Source organism: Methanothermobacter sp. K4 (assembly GCF_022014235.1).
In the GTDB taxonomy this organism is placed as follows: domain Archaea; phylum Methanobacteriota; class Methanobacteria; order Methanobacteriales; family Methanothermobacteraceae; genus Methanothermobacter.
Window position 1 is genome coordinate 474,836 of the sequence record NZ_JAKLTD010000001.1, and the last position, 17,283, is coordinate 492,118.

General features: G+C 49.1%; 19 protein-coding genes. 16 read left to right on the forward strand and 3 right to left on the reverse strand.

The annotated features are described in order from the left end of the window. Positions 1 to 4: 4 nt before the first annotated feature. The 12 genes from L5462_RS02590 to coaBC all read left to right on the forward strand — a co-directional run bounded on the left by L5462_RS02590 (position 5) and on the right by coaBC (position 10,077). Positions 5 to 739, forward strand: coding sequence for a 7-carboxy-7-deazaguanine synthase QueE (locus tag L5462_RS02590; RefSeq protein WP_237779255.1), 735 nt, complete (start codon positions 5 to 7; stop codon positions 737 to 739). An 11-nt stretch (positions 740 to 750) separates the two neighbouring features. Next, complete coding sequence (locus L5462_RS02595; RefSeq protein ID WP_237779256.1) at positions 751 to 1,314, forward strand: CBS domain-containing protein; 564 nt, start codon at positions 751 to 753, stop codon at positions 1,312 to 1,314. Further along, positions 1,307 to 2,125: a CBS domain-containing protein gene (locus tag L5462_RS02600; RefSeq protein ID WP_237779257.1), complete on the forward strand. Its 819-nt coding sequence runs from the start codon at positions 1,307 to 1,309 to the stop codon at positions 2,123 to 2,125. The genes L5462_RS02595 and L5462_RS02600 overlap by 8 nt, the downstream gene beginning before the upstream one ends. A 121-nt stretch (positions 2,126 to 2,246) precedes the next feature. After that, complete coding sequence (locus tag L5462_RS02605; protein ID WP_237779258.1) at positions 2,247 to 3,188, forward strand: CBS domain-containing protein; 942 nt, start codon at positions 2,247 to 2,249, stop codon at positions 3,186 to 3,188. An 8-nt stretch (positions 3,189 to 3,196) separates the two neighbouring features. Then, the gene (locus tag L5462_RS02610) at positions 3,197 to 4,033 is read left to right on the forward strand and encodes a CBS domain-containing protein (protein ID WP_237779259.1); all 837 of its coding nucleotides are present in this window, start codon (positions 3,197 to 3,199) and stop codon (positions 4,031 to 4,033) included. A 9-nt stretch (positions 4,034 to 4,042) separates the two neighbouring features. Then, positions 4,043 to 4,861 carry a CBS domain-containing protein gene (locus tag L5462_RS02615; RefSeq protein ID WP_237779260.1) on the forward strand — a complete coding sequence of 273 codons (819 nt, stop codon included), beginning with the start codon at positions 4,043 to 4,045 and terminating at the stop codon, positions 4,859 to 4,861. 63 nt (positions 4,862 to 4,924) lie between these two features. Beyond that, positions 4,925 to 6,061: an RNA ligase gene (locus L5462_RS02620; RefSeq protein WP_237779261.1), complete on the forward strand. Its 1,137-nt coding sequence runs from the start codon at positions 4,925 to 4,927 to the stop codon at positions 6,059 to 6,061. After that, complete coding sequence (gene pheA / locus L5462_RS02625) at positions 6,061 to 6,882, forward strand: prephenate dehydratase (protein WP_237779262.1); 822 nt, start codon at positions 6,061 to 6,063, stop codon at positions 6,880 to 6,882. Before L5462_RS02620 ends, pheA begins: the two co-directional genes overlap by 1 nt. A 177-nt stretch (positions 6,883 to 7,059) precedes the next feature. Beyond that, complete coding sequence (locus tag L5462_RS02630) at positions 7,060 to 7,662, forward strand: hypothetical protein (protein ID WP_237779263.1); 603 nt, start codon at positions 7,060 to 7,062, stop codon at positions 7,660 to 7,662. 15 nt (positions 7,663 to 7,677) lie between these two features. Beyond that, complete coding sequence (locus tag L5462_RS02635; protein ID WP_237779264.1) at positions 7,678 to 8,202, forward strand: PsbP-related protein; 525 nt, start codon at positions 7,678 to 7,680, stop codon at positions 8,200 to 8,202. Between the two features lie 218 nt (positions 8,203 to 8,420). Further along, on the forward strand, positions 8,421 to 8,918 hold the full coding sequence (locus L5462_RS02640; protein WP_237779493.1) for a transcription elongation factor NusA: 498 nt from the start codon (positions 8,421 to 8,423) through the stop codon (positions 8,916 to 8,918). A gap of 10 nt (positions 8,919 to 8,928) precedes the next feature. Continuing rightward, entirely contained in the window at positions 8,929 to 10,077 is a 1,149-nt protein-coding gene (gene coaBC / locus L5462_RS02645; protein ID WP_237779265.1) for a bifunctional phosphopantothenoylcysteine decarboxylase/phosphopantothenate--cysteine ligase CoaBC, read from the forward strand. Between the two features lie 207 nt (positions 10,078 to 10,284). Here the strand turns inward: coaBC and L5462_RS02650 are convergent, their stop codons facing one another. Both L5462_RS02650 and L5462_RS02655 read right to left on the reverse strand, forming a co-directional pair. After that, complete coding sequence (locus L5462_RS02650; protein ID WP_370637000.1) at positions 10,285 to 10,959, reverse strand: fibrillarin-like rRNA/tRNA 2'-O-methyltransferase; 675 nt, start codon at positions 10,957 to 10,959, stop codon at positions 10,285 to 10,287. Positions 10,960 to 10,970: 11 nt separating this feature from the next. Then, positions 10,971 to 11,960 carry an NOP5/NOP56 family protein gene (locus L5462_RS02655; RefSeq protein WP_237779266.1) on the reverse strand — a complete coding sequence of 330 codons (990 nt, stop codon included), beginning with the start codon at positions 11,958 to 11,960 and terminating at the stop codon, positions 10,971 to 10,973. A 171-nt stretch (positions 11,961 to 12,131) separates the two neighbouring features. Between L5462_RS02655 and L5462_RS02660 the strand changes: the two genes are divergently transcribed. The 4 genes from L5462_RS02660 (at position 12,132) to polB1 (ending at position 16,742) form a co-directional block, all read left to right on the forward strand. Next, positions 12,132 to 13,040, forward strand: coding sequence for a dihydroorotate dehydrogenase (locus tag L5462_RS02660; protein WP_237779267.1), 909 nt, complete (start codon positions 12,132 to 12,134; stop codon positions 13,038 to 13,040). A gap of 5 nt (positions 13,041 to 13,045) precedes the next feature. Further along, the gene (locus tag L5462_RS02665; protein ID WP_237779268.1) at positions 13,046 to 13,840 is read left to right on the forward strand and encodes a dihydroorotate dehydrogenase electron transfer subunit; all 795 of its coding nucleotides are present in this window, start codon (positions 13,046 to 13,048) and stop codon (positions 13,838 to 13,840) included. A gap of 12 nt (positions 13,841 to 13,852) precedes the next feature. Next, a complete protein-coding gene (locus L5462_RS02670) occupies positions 13,853 to 14,860 on the forward strand; it encodes an AI-2E family transporter (protein ID WP_237779269.1) in 1,008 nt (335 codons plus the stop codon). A gap of 112 nt (positions 14,861 to 14,972) precedes the next feature. Then, a complete protein-coding gene (gene polB1, locus L5462_RS02675) occupies positions 14,973 to 16,742 on the forward strand; it encodes a DNA polymerase PolB subunit 1 (protein WP_237779270.1) in 1,770 nt (589 codons plus the stop codon). On the opposite strand, the gene comE is transcribed toward polB1, so the two are convergent. Continuing rightward, positions 16,739 to 17,281: a sulfopyruvate decarboxylase subunit beta gene (comE, locus tag L5462_RS02680; protein ID WP_237779271.1), complete on the reverse strand. Its 543-nt coding sequence runs from the start codon at positions 17,279 to 17,281 to the stop codon at positions 16,739 to 16,741. The two genes, polB1 and comE, sit on opposite strands and share 4 nt — an antisense overlap. Positions 17,282 to 17,283: the final 2 nt, after the last annotated feature.

Below are 17,283 nucleotides of genomic sequence, written 5' to 3' on the forward strand. Positions count from 1 at the left end.
CCATATGAGGGCACCCATTATGGAGGTCTTCAGCAGCATCCAGGGTGAGGGCCTCCTTATAGGGAAGAGGCAGATTTTCATACGGTTCGCCGGCTGCAACCTTAACTGCAGCTACTGTGACACCCCTGAGAGCAGGGACCCATCATGTGGGGAGGAAATCTCAGCAAACCAGCTTCTGGGGATGGTTGAAAACCTCATGACACCCGATTTTCATTCACTGAGCATCACAGGTGGCGAACCGCTTCTTTACCCTGACTTTATCAGGGAATTCCTTGAGGATTCCCCCTGGAGCGCTCTCCTTGAAACCAACGGCTCTCTCCCGGCCAGTGCCCGGAGGGTATCCCACCTCTTTGATTACGCATCGGTGGATATTAAAACATCTGAACATTTTTCAGGTGATTCCAACCATAATATTACAGAATCCGATATATCCGGGCCAGATGACCTCATTGATCGGGAGATTCAAGTCATAAACATATTAATATCAAAAGGTGTAAATACATATTGTAAGGTGGTTGTGATGCCCACAACGGGGGCTGAATACATCGGGGCCCTGGCCATGCGGCTCCGTGAAGGCGTTGATGACCCTGAAAAACTTTCAATGGTTATACAGCCCTGCAGTCCCCCTGAACAGTGGGCTCTGTACACTCCTCGCCTGCTGGAAATGTCTCAGGAAGCCGGAAAGTATATGGATATTTACGTTATACCACAGATGCATAGGGCCCTTGGCCTTAGGTAGGAGGTTGTCAGATGGAAATGGAAACAAAGGTTACAGTCCATGATGCCATGACATCGAATGTTATAACAGCAGACCCTGGCATCAGCGTTGCAGAAGCAGCATCAATAATGACAGAAAAGAAGGTCGGAAGCATCATTGTGAAGAGCAACTCCGAACCTGAAGGACTCATCACAGAGAGTGACATCATAAGGAAGGTGGTTTCCAAGGACCTGGCTGCCAGCAAGGTTACAATTGGCGAGGTAATGAGCCGTAACCTCATAAGCATAGAACCTGAAAGGGAACTCAGTGACGCTGCAAGGCTGATGGCAAAGAACAGTATAAGGAGGCTCCCTGTGGTTAAGGACGGTGCACTTGTGGGGATACTGACATCCTCTGATGTCATGATGGTCGCCCCTGAACTCACCGAGATCCTTGTTGAGAATGCAAGGATTGAGGAGAACAGGGCACTGACGCCTGAGAATGAGAGGTCCGTCCCCGGTGTGTGCGAGGTCTGCGGTAACTATGAGGAGTACCTTGAGGAGTACGATGGTAGGTACATATGCGAGGAGTGTAAAGAGGACCTAGAGGGTGAATGATTTGTTTGTAAGAGACGTAATGACTTTAAATCCCGTCTCAGTCTCACTTGAAACTGCCGCCACTAGAGTAAGATCCATTCTAAGGGATGAAGATTTCAGATGTGTCCCTGTGGTTGAGGGAGAGAAACTGAGGGGTCTTATAACAAGGGGTGATGTGCTCAACATCACAGCAACCAAGTCAAATCTTGAGGCAAGGGGTATAATGGAGAAACCAAAGGTTATCCTGACCCCTGAGATGGATGCGATGAAGGCAGCATCTGACCTTTTAAAGGCCGGTGAGATACAGGCACCTGTTGTTGAGTCAACCGACAGCATGAAGCTTGTGGGAATACTGAGCGCCATAGACCTCATATCAGGCTTCCTTGAAAATGGCTATGAGCCGGTCAGAAGCCCTGTAAGTGAGATAATGTCCCCAGACCCTGTTACATGTGAGCACAGCGATCAGCTTTCAGCTGTATGGGATCTTATGGATGAATCAGGGTTTTCAGGTCTTCCTGTGATGAAGAAGGGTAAAATGATAGGTATCATAACCAGGAAGGACCTTCTGAGGTACGGTCATGCAAGGATACACAGGGAATCAGGTGAAGTGAAATCCGTGGCGGTTGAGAAGATAATGAAGACACCACCTGTTGCCATAACACCGGATACTCCTTCTGAAAAGGCTGCCTCTCTCATGCTGGAGAAGGATATTGGAAGGATCCCCGTGGTTGAAAACCCGGTATTTGTGAAGAGGGACCCCAGCATGGTGAAGGAAGCCGATCTTCTGGGTATAGTGTCCAGGGAGGACGTCCTGGAAGCTTATATCAAGTGAAATGGTGGCTTGATGAAACCTGAAAGTCCCATCAACGAGAAATTAATTTTTATTAAAAATGTTAGTTTGGGTAATAACGATACTTACTTCATGTAAGTATATCTCCCAGAGAGGTGTGTAAATGAGAAAAAAAGACACCATAAACCTGGTAAAGTCTAGGGACCGTGGTCCCATTGAATTCGAGAGCAGAAACTTCGACCATGAAGGCGATGTCATGACAATCGCCGGGAAGGAAGTAATTTCCATACCACAGACAGCCACCATCAAGGAAGCAGCGGAGATAATGGTTAAGAACAAATTCAGGAGGCTTCCCATAACAAACCCCGGAACAGGGAAGCTCCAGGGGATAGTAACGGCCATGGACATCCTGGACTTTTTAGGAGGGGGAGATAAATTCAAGATCCTGGATAACAAGTATGATGATAACTTCCTCGCAGCAGTCAACGAACCGGTTAAGAGTATAATGACACGTGATGTCATCCAAATAACCACCAGGGACTCCATATCAGATGCGGTGACCATGATGCTTGAAAACAGTGTCGGCGCCCTGCCGGTTGTGGATGATGAGGGGAGGATAGCAGGTATAGTATCCGAGAGGGACTTTGTGCTCCTCATGGCAGGGGTATTCATTGATGAGGTCACTGAGGATCACATGACAGCTGATGTTATAACAACAACACCGGGAACACCGATAGAGGGCGCCTCCAAAATAATGGTAAGAAACAGGCTCAGGAGAATACCAGTTATTGGTGAGGAGCGAAGAACCCCCCACCCAGAGGATGAGAAACTGGTTGGAATTGTTACCTCCACCGATATACTCGAGTTCCTTGGAAGGAACCAGGCATTCAACTCAATGAAAACCAACAGTGCCGAGGAGGTTCTCTCCACACCTGTCACCGAAATAATGGAAAGGGAGGTCTGCACCGTCACATCAACAACAACCCTTGGAGAGGTCTGTGAGATCATGGAGAAACATGGAATTGGTGGTCTGCCGGTGGTGGACTATGGAAACCTCCGGGGAATCATAACAGAGAGCGACCTTCTGAGGGCAATAACAGGTTAGGTGGTCCCATGAACGTTGGAAGTATAATGACAGATGAAGTCTTTGTCATGGAAGACACACAGCAGGTTGCATACGCCAGGAACCTCATGCTAAGGCACGGGATAAGCAGGGTAGTCGTCGTGGACTCCGGGGGGAAACCAGCAGGTATCGTCACAGAGACAGACATAACAAGGAAACTGAGAATCAATGGACCAGCATGGAAGAGGAGACCAATAGATAAGATCTCAATAAGAAGGGTGATGAACGAGAACCCCATAAGCGTGGATATCAATGCCACTCCAAGGGAAGCCGCCGACCTGATGCTCAAGAAGAAAATAGGCTCACTCCTTGTGATGGATGGAGAGGAACTTGCAGGCATCATAACCAAGAGGGACCTTCTCAGATTCTTCAAGGACAGGTGCGCCGGCAGATGGAAGGTTGAGGATTTAATGACCCGGGATGTTAAAACGGTGACAGCCAATCATACACTGGCCCATGTTATAGATGTCATGGAGGAGAACGGCATATCAAGGGTTATCGTAACAGGAAACGGGGCCGTTGAGGGAATAATAACCTCTGAGAATCTCTCATTTGCAACATTCGAGGACCCTGAGAGGGGCATACCGGTTGAAAGGGTCTACTTCATAAGCCGTGCATCCGAGGAGAAGAGGAGGGCCAGGACAATCGCAATGTTAACTGCAGGGGATATAATGACTGAGGACGTCATAACGGTCGAACCATCAGCCGATGCATCGGAGGCGGCGTCAGTGATGCTTGATAACGGCATAAGCGGACTGCCAGTTGTTGAGGATGAGGAACTGGTGGGAATAATAACAAAAACAGATATAATAAGCGGGATACAGTAGGTGGAGAGTATGATAATTAAGAATATAATGTCAGAGGATCCGGTCTGCATCGATAAGGACCAGAACGTCTGCGACGCCCTTCGATTAATGGGTAAGAAAAACGTATCAAGGCTCCTTGTCATCAACACAAACAGTGAAAATGAGAGGGAACTTGTGGGGATAGTCACCGAGAAGGATATAGCCATAAAACTGGGATCATCAAGGTACGGAAACATGGCCCCATCCCACTTCCATGTCTCAACGGTCATGACAGGGGAACTCATAACCGCGGATCCAGACATGGATGCAGGAAACGCGGCAAGTATCATGCTCGAGAACAACATAGGAAGCCTGCCTGTTATCCTTGATGATGAGATACTGGGAATCGTGACCAAATCAGACCTCCTTGATATATGCAGGGGAAGGGCCTATGAGAGGTACACCGCAGGCGATGTGATGAGCACAGAGATGATAACAGTATCCCCCCAGGAGAGGGCTGTCCATGCAAGGAGGATGATGATTGATGCGGGTATAGGACGGCTTCTGGTCATGGATGGAGGGGAACTCGCAGGTATACTCACCGCAAAGGACATGACACGCGCAGTTATAAACTTCAGGAAGGTCGTCCCGGATAAACACAAATCATCAAGGATAAGAAACCTTCTGGTTGAGGATATAATGAAACAGAACGTCAGGACTGTCGAGGCAGACACGCAGGTAACGGATCTTGCATCAATGATGATGGAGACAGGTTACGGCGGTTTCCCTGTTGTGGACGGGGAACTCGAGGGTATAGTGACAAAGACGGACATCCTTGACCTCATAGTTGAGATAGAGGGTGTCTTCTAATTCCTTATTTTTTTCATGAATAAACTCAAGATACATGTTTACTGAATGATCAGCGTGAATCTGATGAATACAGACATTCCTTTCTGTGAGATCACAGAGAAAACAGGAATTCCCTCTCCAAGGCTGAAGGATGGACTGGACAGGGGCGCCATCAGGGTCATTGAGGAGGGCGGTATGAATGCCCTACTTTTCAAAAAGTCCCTCATGGACCTTGAGGCAGGCACGGTTATCTACACTGGAGATGAGGTTGAGGTTATCCGGGGGTTCCCGAAGATCAGGAGAACACTTCTACTCTCCCCCACCCTGATGGAACACTTCAGGGACAGAGTTGCAGTGGAGGAGAAGATGAACGGCTACAATGTCCGCATAACACGCCTTTCATCAGGTGATACGGTTGCGCTCACACGCGGAGGTCATGTATGTCCATTCACAACCCGGAAGGCACTGGAACTCATGGACCTTGACAGGTTCTTCTCTGACCACGGGGAACTTGTTGTATGCGGTGAGATGGTTGGAAGGGACAACCCCTATGTTTCACAGGACTACCCTGAGGTGGGTCCGCTGGGTTTCAGGGTCTTTGACCTCAGGGAGAAGAACACCAACAGACCCCTCCCAATAAAAGAGAAGAGGGACATTCTTGAATCCTATGGTCTTCCACCCGTACGTTTATTTGGAATTTACCCTGTCGAGGATGCTGCAGAGGAGGTTGCAGACATAATAAGAACCCTGGGAAAGGAGGGAAGGGAGGGGGTTGTTATGAAGGACCCCTCCATGGATTTACCACCCCTGAAGTACACATCATCCCAGGCACATGCACGGGAACTTGCATATGCCTTCAGCTACCCCTTTGACTTTGGGAGGCCCTTCTTCTTCAGCAGGGTTATAAGGGAGGGGTTCCAGGCCTATGAACTGGATGAGTCAGATGATGAAACCCTTGAAAGGGCTCACCGACTTGGAGAGGCGATAATATACCCCATGCTTGAGAGGATAAAGGCCATAGCCGGCGGCGAGTCCGCCTACGAGGACACGATCATCGATGTGGAGGACAGGGAGACAGCCGAGGAATTCATAAGGCACCTTGTACATCTCGGTGTCTCAGCGACCCTCGCAGATTACAGGGACGGTAAGGCCACGGTGAGGCGATTCTACCAGGCAACAACAGACAGAATAAACAATTACCTGGAGGGGGGCCTCTACTGATGGCAGGGGGATCCATAGCCTACCTTGGGCCTGAGGGGACCTTCACCGAGGAGGCTGCACTCCATATTGGTGAGAAACTCCTGGCCTTTGACTCCATACTTGAGGTTCTGGGGGCGGTGGCATCAGGTAAGGCTTCACGGGGGGTTGTCCCCATTGAAAACTCAATTGAAGGGCCGGTTGGGGTAACACTTGACCTTCTGGCATGGGAATATGATCTGTGCATAGAGAGGGAGATAATACTGAGGGTGAGGCATAACCTCCTTGTCAACAGTGGCGTATCCCTGGGGGAGGTCAGGGAGGTTTACTCACACCCCCAGTCCCTTGCACAGTGCCGGAGGTTCCTGGAGAAGCTGGGTGTCACAACACATTCAGCACCCAGCACAGCAGCAGCAGCCAGGACGATAGTGGGGAGACGGGAACTTGCGGCGATAGGGACCCTGAGGGCAGCGGATATATATGGCCTTGATGTGATCGCAGAGGACATACAGGACTTTGACCCCAACTTCACAAGGTTCATAGTCCTCTCAGAAAAGGATCATGAGCCAACAGGGAGGGATAAGACCTCCATAGTTTTTGCTCTGGCAGAGGACAGGCCCGGGGGGCTTTATGAGGTTCTGGGATTCTTTGCAGAGCATGATGTGAACCTCACGAAGATAGAGTCCAGACCCTCCAAGAGGGGGCTTGGCAAGTACATATTCTTCATAGACTTTGAGGGGCACAGGAAGGATGCCGTCATAATGGATGTGCTTGATTGTATAGCTGATAGAACACCTTTCTTTAAGATTCTGGGTTCCTATCCGGAGGGAACTGTTTATGAATAGTTATTTTGGTTTTTCAGGGACCTCACCCTTATGGAGCACCAGGGGACTTCAGTATAAACTTACTTTTTCTTTTAATGGGGTATCCATGGATTTTATATTCCATACCCTATAAATTATATATACCCGGCTGTTCAATATAGATCCAGTTGATTATCATTGATTTATCAGGAGATGATTATGATTAGTCAGGATAAGAAAATCCTCCTGAGACAGCTCAAGAAACTTGAAAGGGACCTTGAAGAGGGTAATATTTCAAGGAAGGAATACACTGAACTGAAGGAACAGTACACGAAGGAACTTGAAACAATTGAGGCAGTTGAAAATATAAGGCGACTTCAGGGACAGAAAACCCCTGAAAAACCCCTCGACCACTGGGTGGAGGAATCAAGGAAAAGGAAGGAGGAAGAGGAGAGGGAGGAACTCGTCAGAAGGTACGTCAAGACAGAGGAGGTTAAGGGAAAGAGGGGTCCGAATCTGTCGCTCATAGGTGCCATAATAATTGTGGCGGCATTCTTCTTTGGAACGGGATTTGGGCTGTACTTCATGAACCTGAAGGAGGAAACCCCTGCTACAGGTACTGTTACCGTGAATGAAACGGCATTCCCATCCTTCAACAACACCCTCAAAAATGTGACCGTAACCTACACCACAAACAGGACCCCCACCAACACAACACCCACCACTCCAACAACACCAGAAAAGCCTTCAACACCTACCACTCCAACAACCCCCGATAATCAGGGGACCGGTGGCGGTCAGAATCCACCATCATCACCATGAGAGTGAGGAAATTGCATGAGGAAACACTGGCTCATTCTTTTCATAATAATGGTAGTTGCTGTGTCAGGATGCACATCACCTGACAGTAACTCAGAGAACCAGACCAAAAGGTTCTCAGGAAACAATATTTCATTTGAGTACCCATCCAGCTGGGTGACAGCCAACTCACTGGCAAACGAAACAGTCGCAGCCGTTGGGGACCCGGCATCAGTTGATTCATCTGGACTTGCACAGGTCTCAGTTGTGATCCAGTCAAGGGAGCTTAAGGGTAACCTCTATGATATGTACAGGGACAATTACGATGCACTGTTCACCAACTCCAGTTACAGGAGGGTCTCAGAGTCAAACACGACCATAGGTGGTTACCAGGCAATAGAGAATGTTTACCTTGTCCTTGATGGGGCACAGAAGAAGCAGAGGGCCATCTGGATACAGAACAACAGAAGGGTCTATGTGATACTCTGCACAGCCCCGGCTGAGAGGTTCGATGCTGAAAGGAAGAACTTCGACCTCATCGTGAACAGCTTCAGATTTATTTAACTCCACTCTCCTTTCTTTAGGGATACACCAAAACTATAAATTTATATTTATCAAAATATTATTAAATTATAAGGGTCACTGCAGTGATAACTAAATGGGCTCTTTTTATTTTATCTCCAGAGGTTTAAAGACTGTGCTGGGTTTTTAAACCGGGATTTACAGGTGTGGCCTTGCTTGCGATAACCACGGTAATCACTAAAGAAAAGGAGGAAGAAGGAATGGTATTGCCAATATGCGATGTCTGTCTTAAAAGCGGAATTTTATGTCAGGGCTGTGAAAATAAACTTAAAACAGGGGAGGTAACTCAGACTGAACTGGAGATATCAAAGGTTCTATACAGGATTGGAGAGGGAAAACTTGGATTTAAAAGGGCCATAGATCTTGATGGAATAGTTATAATCATAACGGAGCCTGATGAGGTCGGAAAATTGATAGGCAAGGGCGGTAAAATCGTAAGGGCAATATCAAGGGCCCTGGGCAAGAAGGTGAGGGTGGTTGGTGAGAACTCTGACCTCAAATCAGTTGCAGAGGATGTACTTGCACCAGCAAGGATTTCAGGTATCAACATAGTATTTGGAAAGGACGGCGAGGAACGCTTCAAGATCAGGGTTATGCGGGAGGATGCAAGGAGAGTTCCAGGAAAACTTGAAACCCTCAACGAGATAATTGAAATGCTGACCGGCGAGAAAACGGTTGTTGTTATAGATGACACATGATGGGGATGAAATGGAGATCGTACTTTGCGTTACAGGAAGTGTTGCCGCCATTGAGGCAGTTAAACTCGCAAGGGAACTGAGAAGGCAGGGTGCCAGTGTCAGATGTTTCATGAGTGAGGACGCCTGCAGGATAATACACCCCTATGCTATGGAATTTGCCACAGGAAGCAAACCCATCCTTGAACTTACAGGGGAGATAGAGCACGTTAAGTACGCCGACTCAGACCTCATCCTTGTGGCCCCTGCAACGGCCAACATCATAGGTAAGCTTGCCTTTAAGCTGGCCGACAACCCCATATCCTCCCTTCTCCTTACGGCATCGGGGATGGGAACCCCCATAGTTATGGTCCCATCCATGCATGAGGCCATGTATGCCGCCGCAGAGGGGAACATACAAAGGCTGAGGGAGGAGGGGGTTGTCTTTGTTGAGCCCCGCATGGATGAGGGGAAGGCAAAGTTTCCGGACATCAACACGATAGTACTTGAGGCAATGAGGCAGACCTCCAAGCAGAGTTTGAGGGGTAAAAGGTTCCTCATAAGCCTTGGCGGAACATATGAGCCAATCGATCCAGTGAGGGGCATTACAAACAGGAGTTCAGGTAAGATGGGCCTTGCGGTTGCACGAAGGGCATACATTGAGGGTGCCGACGTTACACTCCTGGCGGGTGTAGTCTCGGTGGATATCCCCCAGCAGTTCACCGTTGTAGGGGCTGAGACAGCGGATTCCATGGCATCCGCAGTCAGGGAACTTATAGGTGAACATGATGTATTTGTATCGGCTGCAGCAGTCGCTGACTTCAAACCCACCTACACAGGTAGGAAGATATCCTCAGATGGTGAGCTTACACTCACACTGAAACCAAACCCCAAGATCATAAAAATTGCAAGAGAACTTAACCCTGATGCACTTATTGTTGGATTCAAGGCCGAGTACGATGTCCCCAGGGAGGAACTTATCAGATCTGCAGAGAAGCAGATGCAGGAGGCTGGTGTGGATATCGTCGTTGCAAATGATGTTTCAGTTGAGGGCTTCGGCTCAGACAGTAACAGGGCCATCATAGTCTCAGATAAGGCAGTGGAACTTCCTGTAATGAGCAAGGATGACCTTGCATCCCTCATAGTTGATGAAATTGCAGTGAAACTTGAAGAGAAGGAATGAAGTCTAGACCCTGATGAATCTGATGGAAAATACTCCTGGAGGATTCCATTTCAGCATTAATCAGAAAATGAAGTTATTCACTCCAGGTTATTGTGTTGCAACAATAACCCGGAGGTGAAATTATGGCCTTCAGTTGGGATTAAAATTATGTAACTAACCCAATATATACCTTTTTTACTAAAAATCTGTTAAAAAATCATATGAATTTCAATCACTTCTTTTAACAAGAACCGCCATATGGTCCTTCTCGTAGGGATTAAGGCCCACCTGATCCATCACCTGGAAATCTGAGTCCCTGAGTTTCCTGACCTCCTCACGAAAGACCTTACGGGGGCTCCTTGTAACATCTATGCTCCTGGCCTTTATCATTATGAGACCGTAACCATTATCCCTCAGGAAATATTCCATATTCTCGGTGAACAACCGGGTCTGGTCTGGCTGTGCAATGTCACAGTAGACAAGGTCAGCAGCCTCAACCATCCTGAGGTAATCTCTGGGTCTTGAGGCGTCCTCGAGAAGCGGCAACATGTTCATACGGGAACCGCACACCTCCAGAAGCTCCCTCATCATCCTTGGTGAAAATTCAACGCAGTATACCCTGCCGTCTGTCACAATATCAGAGATGTGTGAGGCTGTTGTTCCGGCTGAAGCTCCAAGATACAGTACCCGGTAACCGGATTTGAGACTTAAGCCTCTGAGGCCGTTGTGAATGGCAGCGGCAAGTTTGGATCGCCTGGGATCCCAGACACGGTACTCCCTGCCACCCCATTCCATGAGCTTCTCCCCATATACCCTCACACCAGGGTTGGGGTTTACTGTGAGGAGCGAGTCATTCATCATAAAAACACCATCAAGACCCTTAACACGTTTCAATGGATACACCTCCACTCTGGTTATCTTTTCCTCTTGAACCTCTTCTTTTTGACGGGAGGTTTCTTGTTTTTATTTTTTATGAATTCGAATCTCTCATTGAAACTTTCAATGATCTCTGGATCGAATTCCCCGCTGAAAACATCCTTTCTCACTGCAATTACTATTTTACCGGCAAGAAGCCTTGCAACCCTGCCCCTTATCCACCATGGTGATGACCGTATGGAGGGATGCTGAAAGATCACACCATGCTTTGGTGGCCTGGCATTTGATTTAAGGTGCCTGAAGAGGGCCTTCTCAGCCCCAAGGACCTGTACAGTGGATGAGGGCAGCATGACAAGTTCCCTCAGGCCACCGGCATGTGCAATAAGCCTTGCCCCAACATTCGCACCTGCAAGTGCCCTGAGGTTGGGGGCGAGCTTCTCCATTTTGAGGTCAATGTACCTCTCGGTGTCCTGCCTCAGCCTCTGAAGTCTCCTGATATTCTCTGCAAGGTCCATGAAGATATGGAGGTCCTCGCTGCTGATATCCGAGCCTATACTTTCATCCACATCCATCCTGAAATTTTCAAGTATCCTCTCCCTGTCACCGTATCTGGCAACCAGCTCAACGTACTGCTCATGGCTCCTCACACCATCCAGTTCCGGGAAGTGAAGGGAATACCACTCCCTCAGCCTCTCTATCAGTTTCCCGATCTCCTCGTCCAGTTCATCAAGGGCATTTATGGCCTGTATGAGGAACCTGTCGGATTCCCTGAGGGATTCCCTCAGTTTTTCCCGGGTTGCTGAGATGAGGGCGCTGTGTATGAACCTGGATGGGGGTATATCAGTGATTGATTCCAGTATCTCATCGAGGTTCTCCCTCAGATGGACTCCGGCAGCTGATGGCATTTCAAACCTGATTTTACCAAATTCAGAGTATGCAGGTGATGGCTCAGCCTCAACGACAACCTCATGGTATTCATCAAGGAGCCTTTCAAGTATCCTCCTCTCCTCAGGTGTGATACCACCCATCTATGATTCTTTGAGCCTGCTGGCCACCTCATCCAGCGGGAAAGTTTCATAATCTATGACTTCCAGATCTTCACTGAAGGCAACAAAACCAGCAACGCAGCCTGTGAGATAACACTTCATAGGGGTACATCTATAGGTGGTGACTATAAATATATTTAGAAGGTGTTTTTCATGCTGAGGACCAGGATATGTAATATTGAGCTCAGGAATCCGACCATGCTTGCTGCGGGAGTTATGGGGAGCATGGCGTCATCCCTTAACAGGGTCTACCGTGCAGGTGCAGGGGCCGTTGTAACCAAATCATTTTCACTGGAACCCAATGAGGGCTATAAAAATCCCACCACGGTCGAGGTCACCGGTGGGATCATAAATGCCATAGGTCTCTCAAATCCAGGGGTTGAGGCATTTAAAGAGGAGCTCAGGGGGGTGGATGATGATGTGCCCCTCATAGCATCCGTCTACGGGTCTTCACCGGAGGAATTTGCCAGCGTGGCGGCTTCCGTGGAGGAATACGTGGACATGATTGAACTCAATGTGTCCTGTCCCCACGCCATGGCGGGTTGCGGGGCTTCCATAGGACAGGATGCAGGGCTGACATTCAGGGTGGTCTCTGCTGTAAAGGACGCCGTGGACGTGCCGGTATCCACCAAACTCACACCAAACGTTACAGACATCGTTGAGATAGCAAAAAGCGCCGAGGATGCGGGTTCAGATGCCCTGACCCTCATAAACTCCCTTGGCCCCGGAATGAAGATCGATATAAAAACAGCAAAACCGGTACTTTCCAATGCCTTTGGGGGAATGTCGGGTCCCGCCATAAAACCGGTGGCTGTAAGGTGCGTCTATGATGTTTACCGCAGTGTTGAGATCCCGCTAATTGGTGCCGGTGGCGTCAGGGACTTCAGGGATGCGGTTGAATTCCTGTTTGCAGGTGCAGTGGGCGTGCAGGTTGGTACAGCCATAATGTATGATGGTCCTGAGATCTTCATGAGGATATGCAGGGGCCTTGAGAGGTTCATGATTGAGGAGGGCTTCTCATCGGTTGATGAGATGGTTGGCCTGGCCCATGAGGGGGTGTGATTTCCATGGTAAATGTTCCAGAGGTTCTTGAAATTAAGGGGATAGTTGAGGAATCTGAGACCGTCAAGACATTCATATTTGACTGGGACTTAACGCGTGAAATAGTGCCCGGGCAGTTCGTCATGGTCTGGAATTTCAGCGACGAGAAACCAATGTCAGTCTCACTCATTGACCATAAAAGGTCTGAAATCGGCATATCCATAAGGAGGGTTGGTGAATTCACATCAGCGGTCCATGAACTGGAAGAGGGGGACCTCATGGGAGTCAGGGGACCCTATGGCAGGGGTTTTGAACTCATGGGAAGAAAACTGATCATTGTGGGCGGCGGGATAGGCATGGCACCCCTCGCAGCCCTTGCAGAGGAGGCTGTGGCACGGGGCATGAATGTGGACGCGGTTGTGGCTGCAAGGACATCAGATGAGCTTCTCTTCACAGAGAGACTTGAGGGAGCAGGTGTTAATATCCATACATGTACAGATGATGGAACCTGCGGGTTTCAGGGATTTGCACATGAACGCCTTTCTGAAATGGACGGAGAATATGACATGGCGGCTGTCTGCGGCCCGGAGCCAATGATGTTCCATGTGAAGGAGGTGCTTGATGACAGGGGGATACCAGCCCAGTTTTCCCTTGAGAGATACATGAAGTGTGCAGTGGGTATCTGCGGCCAGTGCTGCGTTGATGGGACAGGGTGGAGGGTCTGTGCCGAGGGCCCTGTCCTCTGGGACCATGAATTAAGGGTTGTCGGTGAATTTGGCAGGTACAGAAGGGACTCTGCCGGCCGGAGAATCAGCTGGTAATTTGGTGGTTTCATGATAGAGAGGCTCAGGGGTACCATTACATCTGCTTCATTCCTTGTACTTGCGCTGATACTTCTATCGGCCATTGTAATATATCCCATCTGGACCATGCTCTTCCTTGGGGCTGTCTTCGCCTACATTGTAAGGCCAGTGGCTTTAAGGATAAATGAGAGGATACCATACCTCTCGGTCTCCATAATCATAGCCATGGCCGTTGTTATAATGCCACTTGTTGGTATAGTGGTTTTCACCGTGGACTCACTCATAAACTCCACCCCCTCGCTCATAACCCTTGCAAGGGGCTTTGATATCCCCTACATTCCGGGGCAGCTCCAGACTTCAGGGGGCACCTTAGGGGCCTTGAGGGGCGTTCTAACCGACATACTGAGCGGATCCCTCAACTATGTGATTGATGTGATACAGTCTGTCCCCATGATAGCCCTGCAGCTCTTCATATTCCTCTCATCAACATTTTACTTTGCAAGGGATGGTGAAAGGCTCCTTTCATATATAAGGGGCCTCATACCCTCTGAGGCCAGGCCATTCATGAGGAGGATGGCCTCTGAGACAGAACGTGTACTCATGAGCATATTCTATGGCCACTTCCTCACGGCACTCCTCATAGGTATCATGGCGGGGGCTGGCTTTCATATCCTGGGCTACCCCTACGCGATAGTCCTCGGTATAATAACAGGGATATTTCAGCTCATACCCGTTATAGGCCCATGGGCGGCCTACACCCCCCTTGCCATCTATGACTTCGTGACAGGGAATGTCCTCAGGGGAGTTCTGGTCCTCATCTTCGGGATATTCCTAAGTACAATCGACATATACCTTCGGCCAAAGCTCTCAGGTAAGTATGCTGATATACACCCCATGATATTCCTTGTGGGTTTCCTTGGTGGCCCGGTGTTATGGGGTGTCGCAGGGTTCATAGTGGGGCCACTGGTCCTGGGGCTCGCCTATGCGGCCCTTGAGGCCTACCGGCTTGGAGAATCAGATACTGAGCAGAAACAGTGAACACATTCAGAACCATGCCACATCCGGTTGTTTCGTAATATTACAGTAAAACGAATAACCCCTTCATTTTGCCTGGAACATTTTATTAGCTTCACACAACAGAGTAAACTCCATGGAAAGATACAGCATGGTGCTCCTTGACATCGACTACCTAACGGTCGATGATATACCGGTCATCAGACTCTTTGGTAAGGACAAGTCAGGAAATGAGCCAATCATCGCATATGACAGTTCATTCAGGCCATACATCTACGCAATCCCCACCGATACGGATAGGTGCATGAATGACCTTGCTGAACTGGAACTGGAAAAACTTGAGGTCACAGAGCGAAGGGACCTTGGAAAACCAGTGGAGGTTATAAGGATAGAATTCAGGCACCCCCAGGAGGTGCCGAAGTTTAGGGAGAGGATAAGGAACCTTGAATCCGTTGCGGATATAAGGGAACATGACATCCCCTTCTACAGGAGGTACCTAATTGACAGGTCAATCGTGCCAATGTCAGGGATAGAATTCAATGGTGTGGAGGTGGAGTCGGCACCATCTGTCACATCAGATGATGTGAGGATCATTGAGATAACCGATGGGATAGAAACATCCGATTCTGGCTTTCCTCAGCTGGACATCCTCAGCTTTGACATTGAGGTGAGAAACCCCCATGGGATGCCTGACCCTGAAAATGATGAGATAGTGATGGTTGGCATTGCAGGCAACATGGGTGTTGAATCGGTAATATCAACGAGGGGCGAGCACCTGGACTTCGTTGAAAGGGTTGATGATGAGGGGGCAATCCTCGAGAGATTCGCTGATATCGTCAGGGAGAAAAAACCCGACATCCTGGTGGGCTACAACTCCGACAACTTCGACTTCCCCTACCTATCAAGGAGGGCTGAGATCCTTGGAGTGGAACTTGACCTTGGATGGGATGGCTCCAGGATAAAGACCATGAGGAGGGGATTTGCAAACGCAACAGCCATAAGGGGGACGGTGCATGTGGACCTCTACCCTGTGATGAGGAGGTACATGAACCTTGACCGCTACACACTTGAGAGGGTCTACCAGGAACTCTTCGGGGAGGAGAAGATAGATCTCCCGGGTGATAAACTCTGGGAGTACTGGGACCGGGAGGAGCTGAGGGATGAACTTTTCAGGTACTCCCTTGATGATGTCATTGCAACCTACCGGATCGCAGAGAAGATCCTCCCCCTCAACATGGAGCTCACCCGTATAGTTGGACAGCCCCTATTTGACATATCCCGCATGGCAACCGGACAGCAGGCCGAATGGTTCCTTGTACGCAAGGCACACCAGTACGGTGAACTTGTACCAAACAAGCCATCACACTCAGAGTTCTCAAAGAGAAGGGGCCGCAGGGCCGTTGGGGGATATGTTAAGGAACCTGAGAGGGGACTCCATGAGAACATAGTCCAGTTTGACTTCCGCAGCCTCTACCCCAGCATAATAATCTCAAAGAATATATCCCCAGACACACTCACCGATGAGGGGGATTGTGACTGCCACGTTGCACCAGAATACGGTTACAGGTTCCGTAAGGACCCACCGGGTTTTGTACCGTCGGTTATAGGCGAGATACTCTCTGAGAGGGTCAGAATCAAGGGGGAGATGAAGCGCTCAGATGACCCCATGGAGCGAAAGATACTCAATGTACAGCAGGAGGCCCTCAAGAGGCTTGCAAACACCATGTACGGGGTTTACGGTTACTCAAGGTTCAGGTGGTATTCAATGGAGTGTGCAGAGGCCATAACCGCGTGGGGAAGGGACTATATAAAGAGGACAATAAAAATAGCTGAAGATTTCGGTTTCCACACGGTTTACGCCGACACAGATGGTTTCTACGCCACATACACAGGTAGGAGATCTTAGGACCTCACCTCATCCATGAACCTCTCTATTATCTCCTCAGGACTTAAATCTATGACAGGGACATCCGCATTTCCGGGAGTTACAGGTACATGGGCAAACACGGGTCCGTCCTCCTCGAGGGCCCTTTTAAAGTCAAGTTCCTTGTGGAATCTGATAACATTGAATCCCATTGACCCGGCAACATCCCCAAGGTCTACCAGATCTGCGTAGGTGCACTGGGAACCTGTGCTCCCGTAGCATCTGTTGTCCAGGAGGACTATGACTAGATTTCTTGGTGACTGGGCAGCGGCCGTTACCAGTCCCCCCAGGTTCATGAGGATGGATCCATCACCATCAAGTACAACAACCCTTCTATTCTGGGAGAGGGCAAGACCAAGTCCAATGGAGGATGCCATACCCATGGATCCAAGCATGTAGAAATGCCTTGACGAATCCTTGATACTGTAGAGCTCCCTTGATGGGAAACCAAGGTTGCATACCACGATTTCATCATCAAGGACCTCCACAATCCTTTCTATGGCCTCAATTCTTGTGAGCATGG